This is a genomic window from Pseudomonas sp. PvP100 (genome assembly GCF_017833055.1).
In the GTDB taxonomy this organism is placed as follows: Bacteria; Pseudomonadota; Gammaproteobacteria; order Pseudomonadales; family Pseudomonadaceae; genus Aquipseudomonas; species Aquipseudomonas syringae.
In genome coordinates, this window is record NZ_JAFIBO010000001.1 from 4,876,995 (window position 1) to 4,895,969 (window position 18,975).

Genomic DNA, 18,975 nt, shown 5'->3' on the forward strand with positions numbered 1-18,975 from the left:
TGGCCTGTGGCAACAACCGAACTACGACACCCTGATGCCGCTCAACCACGAGCGAGTCGGCGGGGCTCGGTAAAAACTGACAGTCAGACTGTCAGGGAGGCAAATGGAGAATCCAATCAACGAGTTGGCCGCTGCGGTGCATGACGGCCTTGGTCTGACGTATCCGCCCGTTATCGATATGGGCACGCAGCTTACCCGCGAGCAACTGCTCGCATCCATGAACACCACCATGCGTCGTCACAAGGGCGGCCCGGTCTGGCTGTTCGCCTACGGCTCACTGATCTGGCGTCCCGAGTGCACCGCCGTGGAGAGCCAGCGCGCCCGAGTGCACGGTTATCACCGCGGGCTTTACCTCTGGTCGCACGAACACCGTGGCACGCCGGAAGTACCGGGGCTGGTATTCGGTCTGGACCGTGGCGGTTCATGCACCGGCTTCGCCTATCGTCTGCCGGATGAATGCCTGGAAAAATCGCTGCTGGCCTTGTGGGAGCGCGAGATGCCGTACCCCTCGTATCGCCCGCACTGGCTCAATTGCCGCCTTGAAGATGGCCGGAAGGTGCAGGCCCTGGGCTTCGTACTCGAGCGGCATCTGCCCAGCTACGCAGGCAACCTGCCGGATAGCGTGCTCAGCCAGGTGCTGGCCAGCGCCAGAGGGCGCTACGGGACCACCCGCGAGTACGTGGAGCAGACCGCCAAGGCCCTGCGTAGCCACGCCATGCCAGACCTGAATCTGGAGGCGCGGCTCAAGCGCTGCAAGTCGGAGACTGCCTGATTAGCCTTTGATGTCGCGGGATGTGCTGGCGACCTGTTTGTGCCGCAGCGTCGGCGCAAGGAACACCATCGCCAGAATGCACGCGCCGATCAACAGCACGAACCCACCATCCCAGCCAAAGTGGTCAACCGTGTAGCCCATCGCCGCGCTGGCCGCGACCGACCCGCCCAGATAGCCGAACAGCCCGGTAAAGCCGGCGGCCGTGCCTGCTGCCTTCTTCGGTGCCAGCTCCAGCGCCTGCAGACCGATCAGCATCACCGGGCCGTAGATCAGGAAGCCGATGGACACCAGCGCGATCATGTCGACGGTCGGATTGCCTTCAGGGTTCAGCCAGTACACCAGCGTGGCGATGGTCACCAGAAACATGAACACCATGCCGGTCAGGCCGCGATTGCCCTTGAAGATCTTGTCCGACATCCAGCCGCACAGCAGCGTGCCCGGAATGCCCGCCCACTCGTACAGAAAGTAAGCCCATGAGGTCTTGTCGACCGTGAAGTGCTTGGCTTCCTTGAGATAGGTCGGTGCCCAGTCCAGTACGCCGTAGCGCAGCAGGTAAACGAACACGTTGGCCATGGCGATGTACCACAGGAATTTGTTACGCAGCACGTATTTGACGAAGATTTCCCGGGCGCTGAATTCTTCTTCGTGGCTGGCATCGTAGCCTTCCGGATAATCGTTCTTGTAGTGCTCGATCGGTGGCAGACCGACCGATTGCGGGGTGTCACGCATGGTCGCGAAGGCGAACACCGCCACCAGCAACGCAACCGCCGCCGGCACGTAGAACGCCGCATGCCAGTCGTTGGTCCAGCCCATGCCGAGCAGGAACAGCGGGCCGATCAGTCCGCCGCCGACGTTGTGCGCCACGTTCCACACCGACACCACGCCGCCGCGCTCTTTCTGCGACCACCAGTGGACCATCGTCCGCCCGCTCGGCGGCCAGCCCATGCCCTGCGCCCAGCCATTGATGAACAGCAGCACGAACATGATCGTGACACTGGACGTCGCCCACGGCGCGAAGCCGAAGATGAACATGATCCCGGCAGAGACCAGCAGGCCGAACGGCAGGAAGTAACGCGGGTTGGAGCGATCCGAAACGATGCCCATGAGGAATTTCGACAAGCCGTAGGCAATCGCAATGGCAGACATCGCCACGCCCAGCTGGCCGCGCGTATAGCCTTCGTCGATCAAATACGGCATCGCCAGCGAGAAATTCTTGCGCAGCAGGTAGTAACCCGCATAGCCGATAAAGATGCCTGCGAAGATTTGCCAGCGCAGACGGCGATAGGTGCTGTCGACCTTTTCTTCGGGAAGGGGTGCCTGATGCCTGGCAGGGCGGAAAAACCCAAACATGGAGAAGCTCCTGATTATTGTTGTTTTTGCGAATGCGAATATTACATTTTCATTACAGAAAAAAGCAGTGCCTTCGGGCTGATTATTTGTAGGAAATGCAGGCAATCAGCTGTTGTTTTACGAACATTGCGTAAATGTTTACAGGTGTTTCAAGTATTTGGGATGGGTCCTACAGGCGTATCGGAAGTCGTGTGCTGACTGATGTGTCGGCAGGTTAATACCATCGTCATCACTGCGCCCTGGAGGTGCACCACGACGATGAGCCCCTACAACAATGAGAATCACCGCGTTCATGATTGCCGCAGCACTGGCCCCTCCCGTTGGCGCTGCAGAGCCATTTCTGGTGCCGATATACACGCCGACACCGGTTTTTCCACCTGAGCTGGTCAAGACCCACTATGCAGGCAAGGTTCGCGCGCAGCTGTGGATCAAATCCGATGGGCAGGTTCGTGAAGCCAGGGCGATCGAGAGCGGGCATCCGCAGCTCGCCGCAGCGGTGGAGCGGGCACTCCGCCAATGGCGCTATAAACCCTGGGTCGGAACAGTCGGCGCGCCGCCCATGACCACGATCACCGTGCCCGTCATTTTCGGTTCCCACGGCTATCGGCGCTTCAACACCGAAGTGACCGTGGGCCTGGGAAACATCCGCTGCGGCTACCTGAACCACGAAGTGAAATCCGCCCGCCAGGACTATCCCAAGGAACCACTGAGTAAGGTCGACGTGTTCTGGTACACCGGGCAGGCGCTGTTCGGCAGCCATGTTGCCCACCTGCGCAGCGAGCCCCAACGCCAGGTCCTGCTTGAGCAACTGGGCGCCGCGATACCGATGATGGTCAGCAATTGCCGAAGCAATCCCGATCGTCTGTACGGCGATTATCTGCCAGAGCCGATCAAGGTGTTGATGGTCGGGTTGGCCGAGCAAGCGGAGGGCAGCGAATGAGCTGCGTGCTGGGTTGCATGATGCTTACAGGGTTGCTTTCGGCGGGGGGAGCACAGGCGTTGCCGTCGTATCCGGTGCCGCTGCATATGCCTGAGCCGGGCTATCCGACATCGATGCTTCGTTCCTTCGTAAAACGCAGTGTCAGCATCAGAGTTTTCATTCAGGCCGATGGAGGCGTGCGCTTCCTCGAAGTGCTGGGCGCGCCCGATCCTAGGCTTATCAGCCTGACCCGAAGTGCTGTCGAACAGTGGGTCTTCGAACCCTGGCAGCCGTCTGCTTCTCATCCCGAGGGCGAAGCAGTTACGGTCACATTCAATTTCACGGGGCGTCCACATACCAACCCGCCGCTGGCAGCCAATGTCGAGCTGAAGCAGGTGTTGTGCTGGCAGCTGAATACGGAAATGTTCGAGGGACGCAAATGGCGCAAGGACGTCAAGCCGGATGCGCTGATGCGCACAGAACTGTACCTGTCGAGCAGTCCGGTCATAGAGCATTTTCTCACCCTGGACGAGCGTCAGGCCCTGGTTCTTGAGCTGTTGGAGGCGACGCCGGACATTGTCGCTCAATGCCAAAAAAATCCGATGCGCAGGTATGTTGATTATTTGCCGGAGAATGTGAGGAAGGCGCTGTAAGGGTTGAGCGGTATTGATTACGGACATCGTGCGCGCCGCGTACTTGTGGGAGTGAGCTTGCTCACGAAGGGGCCGGTACAGCCGACGGATATCTCTCGTTTCGCACGCGTCAGCGGGAACGCCTTTCTTAAGGCTCCGCGTCACCATTCGCTCCATGAACCACATTCAAGATTGGACGTAAAGTCTCCAGAAAAGCATGAGCGAGCATGGCAACGAAAATGTTTGTTGCCCTGTGAATATGCCTTCGCGAGCAAGCTCGCTCCCACAGTTCAGGTAATCCTCCTGCTTTTGAGTGAGTTTCAGTCTGGAGGTCTGAACCGGATATCGTCGTCAGTTACCAAATGATCCGACCTTCAGGTAGGTGGATTATTTGCCGGAGAATGTCAGATCTATTGTGTGGTGCCGGGGTAAAAGCAGTGCTGACTTGACCCCGGCACCTTCAGCGAAATGATCAGTGAACCGCGCTCATATTTTGAATCGCTTCAAGCTGACTCATGTCGAACGCCCCGTGAGCGTTGATCGTATTCGAGAAGTCGGTGATCGCGATTTCGATAGTGCCTCTCAGCACCTTGATCGCATTATCGATTTCTCGCGACGCCTCAGGCCCGAACGTCATCTCTATCGCTCGGTTGGATTCGGCCTCTTTAGCGCGAGCTTCCTCGGCGTTGCGTAGGGCCAATGCGTGCTCGGCTTCTTCGACCTGACGCTGTGCAAGCTGGAACGCTGCCTCTATGGCTCGCTGCTGCGCAGCCTGCTCTTCCGCGAGTCGGCGAGCCGCCTCTTCCGCCTCGGCTCGCGCGCGCGCTTCTTCTTCGGCTTGGCGTTGTGCGGCTTCTTGGGCCATGCGCTCGTTATACTCGCGTTCCTGTTCTATTAGCCGAGCGTGCAACGATTCGAGATTGCCTTTGAGTTCATTTAGAAAACGGATGCTTTCTATATGAAAGCGGGCGTCTCCCGTCATGTAGAAAAAATCGGTAGGCACTCTGCCTGGTATAGCCCGTATCTCTGCGTTTAACTCCAGAGACGATTTATCCCAGGGATCAGCACCCCACAAAAAATACGAATTGTCGATGTGGTCCTGCCGCAACGGAGCGCGTTTGATGGCAATCAGCTGATTGATAGCATGTACGTGTTTATCAGTGATGTCGATGTAACGTATTCCGCTCCAGTCGCCGACCTGAGCCGCAAGCTCGGCTTGCAGAAAGCCAGGTAATTGCCGTAGGTGATGATGTAGTTCTTCCATGGATGATTTCCTTTTTATAGTGTTTGAACTGTTAGTTTGTGGAGTACTTAACTTTTGAATCCAGGCTTGCCATTTTTTGCTCGCCATTCTTTAATTTCTTTCATAACCCCTGCGGCGCTATCCTCTCTGCCTTCGAGCGGGTAATAAAGGAGGTCCGATTTTTCCGGATGCTCTGTCACTTCTGTAATGTGGTCGACAAGGCTGTTCACGTACTCTTCGGCATCTTCTCTCGTTTCGCTTACGCCAGTGAAAAGCTCACTTAGAATTTCCATGAACTCAGCTTCGGTGTAATCGCTCAGTTTGGATTTCAGTTTCATTGGTTATTCCTGTGAGTCTGGATGTGGTCTTTAGGGGTCATAATTATAAGGTTGTCCAGATCATAAACTGATCCCCCTTCACTGACCCGGTGTTTGTGATGGATTTCATATTTCACGCGCTTGCCGACTCGATCTGCTAGCGGGGCACGAGGTGCACGTTTGTTTGATAGCTCCTGAAGGTTTAACTCTCCAAGATGTCGGCTCAACTCCGGGTCTTGTGATACCTCTAACCAGATCGCTTCCCTTAACTTGGCAAAGCTTGCGAATGGTCGCCCACTCAGCTTTTCCGCAACACTGGAAGGAATCGGCGCTGGTTGGCTTGCCGTCGGCCCTCTCAGCCAGGTAGCTGTCACCGCCTCACCATACCCACTCGCAACCCCCGGAATCGACCTCGGGTCCTTGAACAGCAGGTAGCTATTCGGCAGCCCTGAATCAATCGGCGATATGAGAATGTAATCATCAGGATCATCTCGATCAATCGCCGGGTAAGCTTCAAGCTCGGGTACAAAAGGTGTCACCACGTTGCCTGGATCTACCGGCAAAGCGGGTGGTCCTGCGGGTGAGCTTGTCGAGCTGTCCGCCGGTCGTGCTATTGGCGTCCATATCAGCGCCGGTGTCGATTCCCCGTCACGGATAAACTCGTAGGAATTGTTCTGTGCGTTATAGGTGAAAGTTCTTACGCGAACCTTGGTACCAACTTTCACACCGTCCGTAGCTACCCAGCGTGCAGCGCCGCTTGTGCCAGCTTCATCGGATGTCAGTCGATGAGGCACATCCAGCGTGCCTTTGACGCTGGCAAGGTAGTGCAGATCGATATGCGGCGGCAGGTTGAGCTGCGACAGAGGTGTGGCGATAACGGCGGGCGGCAGTTCTGCGTCGCCCAACGGTTGTGGATACATCGCCAGCAACGTAGCCAGATTGCTGCCCAATGTTCTGGTCGCAATCCTGATGAGTTGATCCTTCGCGATGTTGGTCGCAACGGTTCTGATGCCTGGTGCTGCGGTGGTGGTTGACGCGGGGGCAATAACTGACCACAACTTGTCGATGCCAGCGGCCTGTCGTGCTTCCTGACTAGCCGGTTTATTGGCCAGCGACAGTTCAGCATGGCGCATGGAAAGCGCTGCTGATTGTTCATTGAGCAGCGTGACCGACTCGGCAAGAAGCTTTGCTTCGTAGGTCTGAGATAACGCCTGTATCCACGCTTCATGGGCCTGCTGCACACGTGGCGGATCACCCTGGCTGTAGTACACCAGATAGTTCAGGTGGTCTTTTTGTGTAGCATGGTCAAGTTCTTGACCGGTGAGACTCAGAGCCTGAGCGCGACGCTCGTCCAGTAACGGTTGTTTGATTGCAAGTAAATAGTTAACCCTGGTTTTTTTCTGAAGTATCAGCTCAAGAGTCTGCTCGTCGCGTGGGGGATCAGCATTTAGATCATGACCTGACGCTATTTCTTTTTGAAGATCATTTGGCAGCGATGCAGAAGCCAGTAAGTAGTTTTGTGCCAATCCAGATTGTAACGAGGGATAGGACGCTGTCAGCGTTTCAAGAGCCTGTCGATGTGCCTGATCTTTTTCGGCCTGTGCGCGTACCTGCGTTTCAACGCGCTCTCGCTCGGCGGCTTCCGCTATTGCCCGAGCATGCGCCTCAGCTTCTACTCGTGCGAGATGAGCCGCGTGTTCTGCCGCTTGCCGCTGTGCCGAAGCCTGAGCTTCTGCTCTGGCTTGAGCGCGGGCGCGGGCTCGCTTTTTGGCTCTTTTACTACTTGAGCCACCAAAGCCGCCGCTGAGTCCTCCATTGAAGCCAACACCAGTCCCACTGTTGAAGCCGAACGACCAATCGCCACCTTGGCGTGTTCTGGATCCGTGGTTAGTATCGGGGGGGGCGGTATGCTGAGGGCTGACATTTGTTTCAATACCGCCGCCTGTGTTACTGCCAGCTCCAGTATGACTGGTGTTTACGCTTTTGTTGCCTCCCATGTTAGGTACTACATAGAGATGTTTTTCTTCATCGGGGTTTTGATCTGCCATACATTAAGTCCTTGTTGGTGTATGGCGATACAGTATTTCTTCGAGAGTGGTGAGGTGGTGTAGATATATATTTTTCTTAACGGTTCTCAACTTGACTCTAACGGATTGCTTATTAGGACAGGCTCAAAGTATCAGTTAACCAACACCACCACCTTTCCCACAGCCCTGCGCCCACCCAACAAATCAATTGCCTCCCCAGCCCTTTCCAGCGGATAAACCGTCGACACCAGCGGCTTCAATTTCCCTTCTTCAAACCACGCAAACAGCTGCTTGAAGTTCGCCGCATTGTCCTGCGGTTGTCGCTGCGCAAACGAGCCCCAGAACACGCCGACCACCGAAGCGCCCTTGAGCAGGGTGAGGTTGACGGGCAGTTCCGGAATACGGCCGCTGGCGAAGCCGACGACCAGCAGGCGGCCGTTCCAGGCGATGCTGCGGATGGCCTGGTCGAAGAGGTCGCCGCCGACCGGGTCGTAGATCACGTCGGCGCCGTTGCCGTTGGTGAGGCGTTTGATTTCGTCCTTGAGGCTGGTTTCGCTGTAGTTGATCAGTTCGTCCGCGCCTGCGTTTCTGGCGACTTCGAGTTTTTCGGCGCTGCTGGCGGCGGCGATGACGCGGGCGCCGAGGGCTTTGCCGATTTCTACGGCGGCCAGGCCGACGCCGCCGGATGCGCCGAGTACCAGCAGGGTTTCGCCGGGTTGCAGGCGGGCGCGTTGTGTGAGGGCGTGCATGGAGGTGCCGTAGGTCATGCTGAATGCGGCCGCCGTGGTGAAGTCCATGCCCTGTGGAATCGGCAGCACGTTGTAGTGGGGCACGGCGACCTGCTCGGCAAAGCTGCCCCAGCCGGTGAGGGCCATGACGCGGTCGCCGGGTTTCAGGTGGCTGACGTTTTCCCCGACGGCGGCTATCACGCCTGCGGCCTCACCCCCCGGTGAGAACGGGAAGGGCGGCTTGAACTGGTATTTACCCTCGATGATCAAGGTGTCGGGAAAGTTGACCCCGGCGGCGTGCACGTCGAGCAGAATTTCGTTCTTTTTGATCGCGGGGCCGGGGACGTCTTCGAGCACCAGTGTGCTGGCAGGGCCGAAGGCTTTGCATAACAGGGCTTTCATCGGGCTATTCCTTTTCCGGTAATGGCCGATAAAGTCAGTTAAGCGGGTTCCCGGGTCAACAAGCATGGCCCTGCCTGATAAGCACACATAAGCTGTAAGCTACGTGGCAAACCGTATTAAGGAGTGGACTGTGAAAGCGTGGATTCTGATGTTGCTGGCCTTGTCATTGCCTGTCATGGCGCAAGAGGAAGCCAAGGAAGAAGGGGGTGCCCCGAAAGCGGCGTATGTCTCGCTGACGCCTCCGTTCGTGGGTAACTACGCACTTGATGGCGGCCCCAAGCTGCGTGTCTACAAGGCTGACATTTCCTTGCGCGTAACCGGTGCCGACGCTGAGGCCGCCGTGAAGCGCAATGACGCATTGATCCGCAACCAACTGGTGTCGCTGTTCACTCAGCAGACCGTCGATACCATGAGCAGCGCCGAAGCGAAGGAAAACATTCGTCAGGAAGCGCTCAAGCAGGTTCAGCGCGTCATGAACGATGAAGAAGGCAAGCCGATTGTCGAAGACTTGCTGTTCAATAACTTCATCGTTCAATAACGTTCGTCAGCGCAATGTCAGGATCGCCGCCCATTGTTCGGCGGTGACCGGCATGACCGAGAGCCGGCTGCCTTTTTGTATCAGAGGCAGTTGCTCCAGCTGACTTTGTTGCTTGAGATAACCCAGCCCCAGCACGCGCTTGAAGGTCTCTACGAACTCGACGTCGATGGCACTCCACGGATTCTTTTCCTCCGTGGCCTTGGCGTCGTGATAGTGGCTCTCGGGGTCCAGTGCAGTGGGGTCCGGGTAGGCTGATCTGGCGATTTTTCCGATGCCGGCGATTCCCGGCTCCGGGCAACTGGAGTGATAGAAAAAGAACGCGTCGCCCTCTGCCATGGCTCTCAGAAAATTGCGCGCCTGATAGTTGCGCACCCCGTCCCAGCGAGCGCTGCCCAGTCGTTGCAGGTCGCTGATCGAGAATTCATCAGGCTCGGATTTCATCAGCCAATAGGCCATTGTGCTCACTCCATAGACAAAAGGTTCACGGTAATACGAACAGTTTGATGACAAACCGACAATCGGTTCGCGCCACTATTTGCGTACTGGTTCACGTTACCGCAAAATGCCGCCCTTCAAAGTTCCACGCTGTTGCACGGCCTATACAAAACCGATGCTGACATCGTATTGATTTGCCTAAGGAGGGCAGTCAATGAAACGCAAGCCTGATTTACTCTGGATTCTGGTTATTCTGTTTGGCTTGGGTGTCGTGACAACCGGTTATGCACAGAGCTTGTGGTCCACCAAGGATGATGCTCCAGTCGAGATCACACAGCAGCAGCAAAAAGTCCCCGGCAGGCATTGAGCCCTGCTTGTACTCTGATCGTTGATAGCCTTTTTGGCTGAACGATCAGAGTGTCTGCGTCACATACCAGCCTTTATCCGATACCGTGCCTAGCAGCGGTACATCCCAACTGGCCTGCGCCAGTCGATCGACTTTCTGACACTCGTGAGCCAGCCCCAGTAACACCGGCTTGCGCCAGGTCTTTCTGCGCGCCAGGTACGCCAGGCTGCGGTCGTAGAAACCTCCGCCCATGCCCAGGCGACCGCCTTCGTCATCGAAACCTACCAACGGCATCAGAATCAGGTCGAGCGCCCATATAGTGCGCTGCTTTGCCCGGTCGATGCGCGGCTCAGGGATGCGGAAACGGTTGGGGATGAATGTCTCGCCGGGGCTTACGCGCTGAAAAACCATGCGGGTGCGCGGCCATGCGTTGAGCACCGGCAGATAGGTTGCCTTGCCGCGACGCTGGGCTTCATGCAGTAACAGCCGCGGATCGATCTCGCCATCCATCGGCAGGTACAGCGAAACATGCCGGGCACGTCGAAACAGCGGGTGCTGCGCCAATTGACGATAAATATCCCGTGCGGCTTCGCGTTGCTGGCTTTGACTCAGGGCTTTGCGTGCCTTGCGTAGCTGGCGGCGCAATTGCGGACGAGTAAGTGATTGGGCGCTGATCATGAGCAGAAGGTCATGCAGGCTGATCCGGAAAGGAGGTTGAAGCCGGAGCGGGGTCGTCGTTGCCAGACAACAGGGCTGGCAACGAACTGAATATGGACTCCCCGACGAACCGCTGTCGGTTTAGCCCTTGAACCCGAAAGTTCAAGGTGGAGATTGCAGGAGGTTTTAAGGCTTTCCGTCGAGCGGACATGCACACCAACCCCAACGTGCAACCCCCGTGGTTGTGCGTATCGGCTCAGGGACATGACCGACTGGCAAGCACTCCAGGGAGCAGCGCGAGTATACAGAAATGCCCCGCAATAATCAGCCCCGAGTTGAATCCGGTGTGCCGGGCGTGTCTGTCGCCAGCACCAGATCGACCTTGTCGAGCAGATCGCGGACCTGTTCGCGGGTCGAACCGCTGGTCTGTACGTCAGGCAGATGTTCCTTGTGCAGCAGGTCGTGAGTGATGTTCAGGGCAGCCATCACGGCGATGCGATCTGCACCGATGACTTTGCCGCTGCTGCGGATCTCACGCATCTTGCCATCCAGGTAGCGGGCGGCGCTGACCAGGTTGGTGCGCTCTTCCTGAGGGCAGATGATCGAATATTCCTTGTCCAGGATCTGAACGGTAACGCTGTTGCCATTGCTCATGAGTCTTGCTCCAGGGCTTTAAGGCGCGAAATCATTGACTCGACCTTCTGCCGGGCGATTTCGTTTTTTTCAATCAGTTGGGCACGTTCCTCGCGCCAGGTCTTTTCCTGAGCTAATAAGAGTGCGTTTTGGCCTTTAAGTTGCTCGGCATACTTCAGGAGCAGCTCCACACGTTTCATCAGCGCTTGCAGGTCGGTGTCTTCCATTGTTTTCCACTGAATACTTTCTGATGAATGGCAGGGGGAGCGATGCTTGTGCTCAAGCTCGAACCGCCGTCCGGGTGATCTTGTCGCGCGGATAGTCTAGGATACAAGGCCTTCATTCTAGACATTGCGCCGTTTGGCGACTAGCTACCCATGCCCATTCAGAATTCTCCGTACAAAGCGTTCGCCACTCTGCTCAACAGTGGCGGTCACCAGGTATCTCCTGCCGAGCTGCATGGCCTGTTGCTGGGGCGCAGTTGCGCAGGTGCCGGTTTCGACAACGAAGGCTGGTTCGCCGACGCGTCGGTCCTGCTCGAAACCGAGCCGCAAGACAATATCCGTCAGGCGCTCGTCGGCTTGCAAGAGATGGTCAAGGGCGAGCTCACCGGTGACGACATGACCGTCGTGCTGTTGCTGCCGGGCGACGACGAACCGCTGACCGAGCGTGCTGCTGCGCTGGGCCAATGGTGTCAGGGGTTCCTGGCAGGTTTCGGTCTGGCCATTGGCGACAAGCCGCTGGGCACTGAAGCCAAGGCGGTTCTGGAGGATCTGGCGGCGATTGCCCAGGTTCAGGACGCGCTGGAAGAGTCCGAAGACGGCGAAACCGACTACATGGAAGTCATGGAGTACATGCGCGTAGCGCCGCTGCTGCTGTTCACTGAATTCAACGAGCCGTCCGCGCCGCAACCCAAGCCTTCACTGCACTGATAGCCGATCACTGCGACACCGGCCTGCGCGTGCCACAGCGCGAGCCGGTGGACTCCATCAGGACGCCTGCTGCCCATGATTCAGATCCCGAAGTCCGAGTACGCCCGCCGCCGCAAGGCTCTGATGGCTCAGATGGAGCCGGACAGCATTGCCATCCTGCCCGCCGCTGCGGTTGCCATTCGCAATCGTGACGTCGAGCACGTTTACCGGCAGGACAGCGACTTTCAGTACCTGAGCGGCTTTCCCGAGCCGGAAGCGGTGGTGGTGCTGATCCCCGGTCGTGAATATGGCGAGTACGTATTGTTCTGCCGCGAGCGCAATCCCGAGCGCGAGCTGTGGGAAGGCCTGCGTGCAGGACAGGAAGGCGCGATCCGCGAGTACGGTGCGGACGATGCGTTCCCTATCAATGACATCGACGAAATCCTGCCCGGCCTGATCGAAGGCCGGGATCGGGTGTATTCGGCGATGGGTAGCAATCCTGAATTCGACCGGCACCTGATGGACTGGATCAACGTGATTCGCTCCAAGGCGCACCTCGGTGCCCAGCCGCCCAAGGAGTTCGTGGCGCTGGACCACCTGTTGCACGACATGCGCCTGTACAAGTCCGCTGCGGAAATCAAAGTCATGCGTTGCGCGGCGGATATTTCCGCGCGGGCCCATGTGCGCGCTATGCAGGCCTGCCGCGCGGGGCTGCATGAATTCAGCCTGGAGGCCGAGCTGGACTACGAGTTCCGCAAGGGCGGTTCGAAGATGCCTGCCTACGGCTCGATCGTCGCCTCGGGTCGCAACGGTTGCATCCTGCATTACCAGCAGAACGACGCGGTGCTCAGGGACGGTGATCTGGTGCTGATAGACGCGGGCTGCGAAATCGACTGCTATGCCAGCGACATCACCCGGACCTTTCCGGTGAACGGCAGGTTTTCTACCGAGCAGAAGGCCATTTACGAGCTGGTGCTCAAGTCCCAGCATGCGGCCTTCGCGGCCATTGGTCCCGACAAGCACTGGAACCAGGCGCACGAGGCGACGGTCAAGGTGATTACGGCCGGACTGGTCGAGCTGGGCCTGCTGCGCGGCGACGTCGGCGAGCTGATCGAAAGCGAGGCCTACAAAATATTTTACATGCACCGTGCCGGGCACTGGCTGGGCATGGATGTACACGACGTCGGCGAATACAAGGTCGGCGGCGAGTGGCGCGTACTGGAGGTCGGCATGACGCTGACCGTTGAACCCGGGATTTACATATCCCCCGACAACCTGGAAGTCGCGAAAAAATGGCGAGGTATTGGTGTGCGAATCGAGGATGACGTGGTTGTGACCAGGCAGGGGTGTGAAATTCTGTCCGGCGGCGTGCCCAAGACCGTCGCCGAGATCGAGGCGCTGATGGCGGCTGCACAGGAACACGTCGCATGAGCCGCTTCAATATCGCCATCGTCGGCGGCGGACTGGTCGGTGCAAGCCTTGCGTTGTCGCTGCAGGCCGGTGCCAAGGCGCGCGGCTGGAAAATCGTGCTCATCGAGCCCTTTGCGCCGGGTGAAGCCTGGCAGCCCAGCTACGATGCGCGTTCTTCGGCATTGTCGTTTGGCTCGCGACGCATCTATGAACGGCTTGGCCTGTGGCAGCAGATTTCCCGACGCGCCGAGCCGATCCTGCAAATCCAGGTGTCTGACCGTGGTCGCTTCGGCGCCACGCGCCTGTCTGCGATCGAAGAGGGCGTTCCGGCGCTCGGCTACGTGGTCGAAAACGCCTGGCTCGGTCAGGCTCTGTGGGCCGGGCTGGATCGTGATGTGGTCAGTTGGCGTGTGCCGGCCGAGGTCAAACACATGCAGCCATTGGCCGACGGTTATCGCCTGAGCCTGAGTGACGACAGCGAGCTGGACTGCGACCTGGCGGTGCTGGCCGACGGTGGCCGTTCCAGCCTGCGCGAGCAGTTGGGTATCGGGGTGCGGCAACGGCCCTACGACCAGCATGCGCTGATTACCAATATCACGCCGAGCGAAGCTCACTGTGGTCAGGCGTTCGAACGTTTTACCGAGGACGGGCCGATGGCGCTGCTGCCATTACCGGATAACCGCTGTGCGCTGGTCTGGACACGTCCGGGCAACGATACCCAGCGCCTGGCCGAGCTGGACGACCGCAGTTTTCTGGAAGAGCTGCAGGGCGTATTTGGCTATCGCCTGGGCACGCTGCGTCAGGTCGGTGCTCGGCATGTCTACCCCTTGGCACTGATCGAAGCCGAAGAGCAGGTGCGCTCGCATCTGGTGATCCTGGGCAACGCGGCGCACAGCCTGCATCCGGTCGCCGGACAGGGGTTCAATCTGTCCTTGCGTGACGCCGATGCACTGGCCGAGACGCTGCTGGACAGCGACGCGCCGCCCGGTGCGCTGCCGACGCTGCAGCTCTACCGTGAGCGCCAGCGCCAGGATCAGCAATTGACCGTGGGCTTTTCCGACAAGGTGACGCGCCTGTTCGGCAGCTCCCGGTCGGCGGTTGCCACCGGGCGTAACGTCGGGTTGCTCGGGCTGGACCTGCTGCCTGCCGCCAAGCGCTGGTTTGCCCGCCAGGCCATGGGTTTGGGGACTCGATCCGATGTGTGAATCACACACTTTAAACATAGGGCTTCGGCCGCAAGCGAGAACGGTTTGACCATGGAAACGCGCGCAGATGTGCTGATTGTCGGAGCCGGAATGGTCGGCAGTGCCCTTGCCTTGGCATTGCAGGGCAGCGGCCTTGATGTGCTGGTGGTCGACGGTGGGCCGCTGAGCGTCGAACCGTTTGATCAACGGTCGACCTTCGAGCCGCGGGTCAGCGCCTTGTCAGCGGCCAGCCAGCGAATCCTCCAGCGGCTGGGCGTATGGGACGGCATCGCTGCGCGCCGCGTCAGCCCCTATGCGCATATGCAGGTCTGGGATGGCAGCGGCACCGGGCAGATTCACTTCTCGGCCTCCAGTGTGCATGCCGACGTGCTGGGGCACATCATCGAGAATCGTGTGGTGCAGGACGCGCTGCTCGACCGTCTGCATGCCAGCGACATCGGCCTGCTGGCCAATGCGCGGCTTGAACAGATGCGTCACTCCGGCGATGACTGGCTGCTGACCCTGGCTGATGGCCGTCAGCTGCGCGCACCGCTGGTGGTGGCTGCCGACGGTGCCAATTCCGCCGTGCGCCGCCTGACTGAAACGCCGACGCGTGAATGGGATTACCTGCATCACGCGATCGTCACCAGCGTGCGCACCGCCGACCCCCACAGAAAAACCGCCTGGCAGCGTTTCACCGATGACGGGCCGCTGGCTTTTCTGCCGCTGGAGCGTGAGGGCGAGCACTGGTGCTCCATCGTCTGGTCAGTCACACCTGCCGAAGCCGAGCGCCTGATGGTGCTGGAGGATGACCTGTTCTGCCGCGAACTGGAGCAGGCATTCGAAGGACGACTGGGCCAGGTGCTGTCTGCCGATAGCCGCCTGTGCGTGCCGCTGCGTCAACGTCACGCCAAGCGTTACGTTGCCAGAGGATTGGCACTGATTGGCGATGCGGCACACACCATTCACCCGCTGGCCGGGCAGGGCGTGAACCTCGGTTTTCTCGACGCCGCAGTGCTGGCTGAAGTGCTGACCCATGCTGCAAAGCGTGGCGAGCGCTGGTCTGACCTGCGTGTGCTGGGCCGCTACGAGCGCCGCCGCATGCCGCACAACCTCGCGCTGATGGCCGCGATGGAAGGCTTCGAGCGCCTGTTCCAGGCCGACCCGCTGCCCTTGCGCTGGTTGCGCAACACCGGCCTGAAAATGGTCAACCGCATGCCCGAAGCCAAGGCGCTGTTCGTCCGCGAAGCGCTGGGGTTGTCTGGGGATCTGCCTGAGCTGGCGCGGATCGAAGCACGCTAGAAGCCAAGACATACCTACGCGGAGCCCAGGCGCGACGGTGTTCTCAAGAACATCATCGTTCCTCACGCTCCAGCGTGGGAGTGCCTATCGTGACGCTCTGCGTCATGGATGTGCGCCGCGCCGCTTAATCAAGAGTGGACGCGGAGCATGGGCACGATGGCGTGCCCTCCATCAACGCACCACGGCGCTGCGGTACTGTTCCGGTGTCAGCCCGGTCCAGCGTTTGAAGGCGCGGCTCAGGCAGTCGGTGTCGGAAAATCCTAACAGGTAGGCGATTTCGTTCAGCGAGCTTTGCTGATCGTTCATGTGCAAAAGCGCCAGGTTCTGGCGGCATTGATTGAGCAGCAGGTCATAGCAGGAGCCCTCGTCGGCCAGATGGCGCTGCAGGCTGCGCGGGCTCAGGTGCAGGGCTTCGGCAATGCTTCTGACAGTGGGCTCGCCGTCCGGCAGCAGGGTCTCGATGGCCGAGCGTACGCGCTGCTCCCAGATCAGTGACGGTAGCGGATCCCCTTGGGATTCCTGATTGTTCAGCTGTACCGGGCCGTCATCCAGGTGGCTGTCGAATTGATCACCGTCAAACTCCAGCAAGTTCTCCTGCGCCGCAAACATGACCGGCGAGCGAAACAGGTCGTGCCATGGCCGCGGGTCCTCGGGCGCGGGACGTTGCAGGTGCACGGCGAGCGGCGCATAGCCCCGGCCGAGCCGATTGCGGCAGGTGCGCACGTAAATCGCGGCAAATGCATCGAGCAGCTCATGGACCGGTGACTGGCAGGAGGATGGTGTGCCGAAGCGGAATTCATAACGCTCGCCGACTGTTCTGAAGTCCAGCTCCAGAGAGTCCTCGGCCATCGAGCGGTAACGTACGATGCGCTCGAAAACTTCACGCAGCGAGCCGCTGGCCACCAGTGTGTAGCCCAGCGCATGAAACGCCGTGGGGCTGACGAAGCGTGAAACACGTAGACCCAGAGCCGGATCAAGGCTGGCCTGAACTGCGCGTTGCCAGAGGGTGGCGGTGACATCCGGCGAGAATTGCGCATTGGCATCACTCAGCCTGTTCAGGTCAATGCCCGCGCTCTGGCACAACGCATCGCTGTCCATGCCCAAGGCCGTGAGCTGCTTGCGCAGAGCGGGGGTCCAGCTGGCGAGACTGCTTGGCTCAGGCATGCACACGCCTCTTCCTGACATGGGGTGACTTCAGCGTCAGGCCAGTGCCGATAAGGTCTCACCGGGCAACTCCCTTGCCTGACGCCGCCTTCAAGAATGAGAGCATTTGTGACAGTTGTGCAAGTGTCATGACGCGTTTCTTGCCGTCAGGCAGAAAATTCCCGCGCTTTAATCTCTAAGCGACGTCCGATAGACGCAGACAAGCGATGTGCAGACGCTGATTGCAGAGTCGTCGTATAACGCGAAATCGCTTCTTCCATTCTCGATCCCTCGCTAACCCGTCCCTGATGCAGGTCAGAGCGTTTCTGTCATTTGACACTGGAATGGCAAATGACTATAAGTGCATCATGTTGTACGACAACATAAGACTTGAAAAAAATTACAACCACAAAAATAATTCAAAGAGTAACAACCTCATGATCAGTCTGAATTCTCAGGCCATAAACGCGTGCTCCTCGTGCGAAAAATCTGTTTTTACGCATGATCGTCGGCAGAAAGCGCCTAAAAGTCTTCTGAAGAAACCGTAATCTGAAGTTACATAAAACCAGCCGCCTCACGGCCTTGGCCGCGGGACGCTCATCGCCAATCTAAAAATAAACAGGGTGAAGAGATGAAGATAAAAGGCATTCGGTGGTGGATGGTGGGGCTGGTAACGGCCGGCCTGGTCGTCAACTACCTGGCACGCAACACGTTGTCCGTCGCAGCACCGACGCTCATGAGCGAACTGAGCATTTCCACCGAGCAGTACGCGCACATCGTGGTCGCCTGGCAATTGTGTTACGCCGTCATGCAGCCCGTGGCGGGCTACATCATCGATTTGATCGGCACCAAGATGGGCTTTGCGATTTTCGCCATCGCCTGGTCTGCCGCCTGCGCTGCTGCCGCATTCGCAACCGGCTGGCAGAGTCTGGCGATCTTCCGCGGCATGCTCGGCCTGACCGAAGCCGCAGGGCTGCCGGCAGGCGTCAAGGCGACCACCGAATGGTTTCCGGCCAAAGAGCGCTCGGTGGCCATCGGCTGGTTCAACATCGGCTCGTCGTTTGGCGCATTGCTTGCGCCGCCGCTGGTGGTCTGGGCCATTCTGCAGAGTGGCTGGGAGCTGGCGTTCCTGATTGTCGGCGGTCTTGGCATTGTGTGGAGCGGCCTGTGGCTACTGCTGTACAGGCACCCGCGCGATCAGAAGCGTCTTGGCGATGCCGAACGTGACTACATCCTCAGCGGCCAGGAAGCGCGTCTGAAGGATGCACCTGCCCAGAAAGGCAGCTGGAAGCGACTGTTCAAAAACCGTAATTTCTACGCAATTGCCTCGGCGCGGATCCTCTCCGAGCCTGCCTGGCAGACCTTCAATGCGTGGATCCCGCTGTACCTGATGACTGAGCGTCACATGAATATCAAGGAAGTCGCGATGTTCGCCTGGCTGCCGTTTCTGGCGGCTGACATCGGCTGCGTACTCGGCGGCTACCTCAGTCCGTTGTTCCACAAGTACTGTAAGGTGTCGCTGTTCACTTCGCGCAAGATGGTCATGCTGTTCGGCTGTTCCTGCATGATCGGGCCAGCGTGCATCGGGCTGGTCGAGAGTCCCTACACCGCCATCGCCTTGCTGTGCATCGGCGGCTTTGCCCACCAGACCCTGTCGGGCGCGCTGTATTCGATCACCTCGGATTCATTCGGTAAAAACGAGGTTGCAACAGCGACCGGGATGGGCGGAATGTTCGGCTTTTTCGGGGCGGCGGCGTTCACCATGGTATTCGGCGTGCTGGTCACCAAAATCGGCTACAGCCCGCTATTCGTGGTGCTGGCGATCTTCGACATTGTCGCTGCAATCGTGGTCTGGAACGTTGCCCGTGAAGTCCCGCAGCACGACGAACCATTACCGCTGGCTGCGGGCGAGCAGGGGCCGCGTACTGTGCCTGCAACCTGAGGCCGTCGTAATCCTGTAACGAAGTGTGGATAGTCTTTGCCCTGAAAGTGATTTTTATTGGAGGCCGTTCCTCGAAGGCAGGGA

The 18,975-nt window shown here is 58.8% G+C and carries 20 protein-coding genes and 1 other RNA gene; 10 read left to right on the forward strand and 11 right to left on the reverse strand.

Features of this window, described 5'->3' with window-relative positions; all coding sequences use genetic code 11:
- Positions 1–103 precede the first annotated feature (103 nt).
- A complete protein-coding gene (locus JOE39_RS21110) occupies positions 104–772 on the forward strand; it encodes a gamma-glutamylcyclotransferase (protein WP_210078323.1) in 669 nt (222 codons plus the stop codon).
- Here the strand turns inward: JOE39_RS21110 and glpT are convergent, their stop codons facing one another.
- Positions 773–2,122, reverse strand: a complete 1,350-nt coding sequence (gene glpT / locus JOE39_RS21115) for a glycerol-3-phosphate transporter (RefSeq protein WP_003317341.1) — start codon at positions 2,120–2,122, stop codon at positions 773–775.
- 292 nt (positions 2,123–2,414) lie between these two features.
- On the opposite strand from glpT, the gene JOE39_RS21120 reads away from it, so the two are divergent.
- On the forward strand, positions 2,415–3,062 hold the full coding sequence (locus JOE39_RS21120) for an energy transducer TonB (protein WP_024664936.1): 648 nt from the start codon (positions 2,415–2,417) through the stop codon (positions 3,060–3,062).
- Complete coding sequence (locus tag JOE39_RS21125; RefSeq protein ID WP_010413535.1) at positions 3,059–3,694, forward strand: hypothetical protein; 636 nt, start codon at positions 3,059–3,061, stop codon at positions 3,692–3,694. The genes JOE39_RS21120 and JOE39_RS21125 overlap by 4 nt, the downstream gene beginning before the upstream one ends.
- 451 nt (positions 3,695–4,145) lie before the next feature.
- Here the strand turns inward: JOE39_RS21125 and JOE39_RS21130 are convergent, their stop codons facing one another.
- The 4 genes from JOE39_RS21130 to JOE39_RS21145 form a co-directional block, all read right to left on the reverse strand.
- A complete protein-coding gene (locus JOE39_RS21130) occupies positions 4,146–4,937 on the reverse strand; it encodes a hypothetical protein (protein ID WP_010413537.1) in 792 nt (263 codons plus the stop codon).
- Between the two features lie 47 nt (positions 4,938–4,984).
- Positions 4,985–5,254, reverse strand: coding sequence for a bacteriocin immunity protein (locus tag JOE39_RS21135; protein ID WP_010413539.1), 270 nt, complete (start codon positions 5,252–5,254; stop codon positions 4,985–4,987).
- Complete coding sequence (locus JOE39_RS21140; RefSeq protein ID WP_032663154.1) at positions 5,251–6,882, reverse strand: S-type pyocin domain-containing protein; 1,632 nt, start codon at positions 6,880–6,882, stop codon at positions 5,251–5,253. The genes JOE39_RS21135 and JOE39_RS21140 overlap by 4 nt, the downstream gene beginning before the upstream one ends.
- 530 nt (positions 6,883–7,412) lie before the next feature.
- Entirely contained in the window at positions 7,413–8,390 is a 978-nt protein-coding gene (locus JOE39_RS21145) for an NADPH:quinone oxidoreductase family protein (RefSeq protein WP_032662963.1), read from the reverse strand.
- 130 nt (positions 8,391–8,520) lie between these two features.
- On the opposite strand from JOE39_RS21145, the gene JOE39_RS21150 reads away from it, so the two are divergent.
- Positions 8,521–8,928, forward strand: coding sequence for a flagellar basal body-associated protein FliL (locus JOE39_RS21150; protein ID WP_003392476.1), 408 nt, complete (start codon positions 8,521–8,523; stop codon positions 8,926–8,928).
- Between the two features lie 6 nt (positions 8,929–8,934).
- On the opposite strand, the gene JOE39_RS21155 is transcribed toward JOE39_RS21150, so the two are convergent.
- Entirely contained in the window at positions 8,935–9,384 is a 450-nt protein-coding gene (locus JOE39_RS21155; RefSeq protein ID WP_122336176.1) for an EVE domain-containing protein, read from the reverse strand.
- A gap of 193 nt (positions 9,385–9,577) precedes the next feature.
- Between JOE39_RS21155 and JOE39_RS21160 the strand changes: the two genes are divergently transcribed.
- A complete protein-coding gene (locus JOE39_RS21160; RefSeq protein ID WP_003317333.1) occupies positions 9,578–9,730 on the forward strand; it encodes a hypothetical protein in 153 nt (50 codons plus the stop codon).
- Positions 9,731–9,775: 45 nt separating this feature from the next.
- Here the strand turns inward: JOE39_RS21160 and JOE39_RS21165 are convergent, their stop codons facing one another.
- From JOE39_RS21165 to JOE39_RS21180, 4 genes are all read right to left on the reverse strand, one after another.
- Entirely contained in the window at positions 9,776–10,387 is a 612-nt protein-coding gene (locus JOE39_RS21165; RefSeq protein WP_210078321.1) for a 5-formyltetrahydrofolate cyclo-ligase, read from the reverse strand.
- Positions 10,388–10,481: 94 nt separating this feature from the next.
- A non-coding RNA gene (ssrS, locus tag JOE39_RS21170) (6S RNA) lies at positions 10,482–10,660 on the reverse strand.
- A 30-nt stretch (positions 10,661–10,690) separates the two neighbouring features.
- Positions 10,691–11,020 (reverse strand): cell division protein ZapA, encoded by a 330-nt coding sequence (locus tag JOE39_RS21175; protein WP_003317331.1) that lies wholly within the window; start codon positions 11,018–11,020, stop codon positions 10,691–10,693.
- Entirely contained in the window at positions 11,017–11,226 is a 210-nt protein-coding gene (locus tag JOE39_RS21180; RefSeq protein ID WP_002551573.1) for a TIGR02449 family protein, read from the reverse strand. The genes JOE39_RS21175 and JOE39_RS21180 overlap by 4 nt, the downstream gene beginning before the upstream one ends.
- A 150-nt stretch (positions 11,227–11,376) precedes the next feature.
- On the opposite strand from JOE39_RS21180, the gene JOE39_RS21185 reads away from it, so the two are divergent.
- From JOE39_RS21185 to JOE39_RS21200, 4 genes are all read left to right on the forward strand, one after another.
- The gene (locus tag JOE39_RS21185) at positions 11,377–11,931 is read left to right on the forward strand and encodes a YecA family protein (protein WP_004414488.1); all 555 of its coding nucleotides are present in this window, start codon (positions 11,377–11,379) and stop codon (positions 11,929–11,931) included.
- A 75-nt stretch (positions 11,932–12,006) separates the two neighbouring features.
- Complete coding sequence (pepP, locus tag JOE39_RS21190) at positions 12,007–13,341, forward strand: Xaa-Pro aminopeptidase (protein WP_210078318.1); 1,335 nt, start codon at positions 12,007–12,009, stop codon at positions 13,339–13,341.
- Positions 13,338–14,525, forward strand: coding sequence for a 2-octaprenyl-6-methoxyphenyl hydroxylase (gene ubiH, locus JOE39_RS21195; RefSeq protein ID WP_032662969.1), 1,188 nt, complete (start codon positions 13,338–13,340; stop codon positions 14,523–14,525). The genes pepP and ubiH overlap by 4 nt, the downstream gene beginning before the upstream one ends.
- 51 nt (positions 14,526–14,576) lie before the next feature.
- Positions 14,577–15,806 carry a 2-octaprenyl-3-methyl-6-methoxy-1,4-benzoquinol hydroxylase gene (locus tag JOE39_RS21200; protein ID WP_046266888.1) on the forward strand — a complete coding sequence of 410 codons (1,230 nt, stop codon included), beginning with the start codon at positions 14,577–14,579 and terminating at the stop codon, positions 15,804–15,806.
- Positions 15,807–15,977: 171 nt separating this feature from the next.
- Here the strand turns inward: JOE39_RS21200 and JOE39_RS21205 are convergent, their stop codons facing one another.
- Complete coding sequence (locus JOE39_RS21205; protein ID WP_198705505.1) at positions 15,978–16,970, reverse strand: AraC family transcriptional regulator; 993 nt, start codon at positions 16,968–16,970, stop codon at positions 15,978–15,980.
- 637 nt (positions 16,971–17,607) lie between these two features.
- Here JOE39_RS21205 and JOE39_RS21210 point away from each other — a divergent pair.
- Complete coding sequence (locus JOE39_RS21210) at positions 17,608–18,891, forward strand: MFS transporter (protein ID WP_210078666.1); 1,284 nt, start codon at positions 17,608–17,610, stop codon at positions 18,889–18,891.
- Positions 18,892–18,975: the final 84 nt, after the last annotated feature.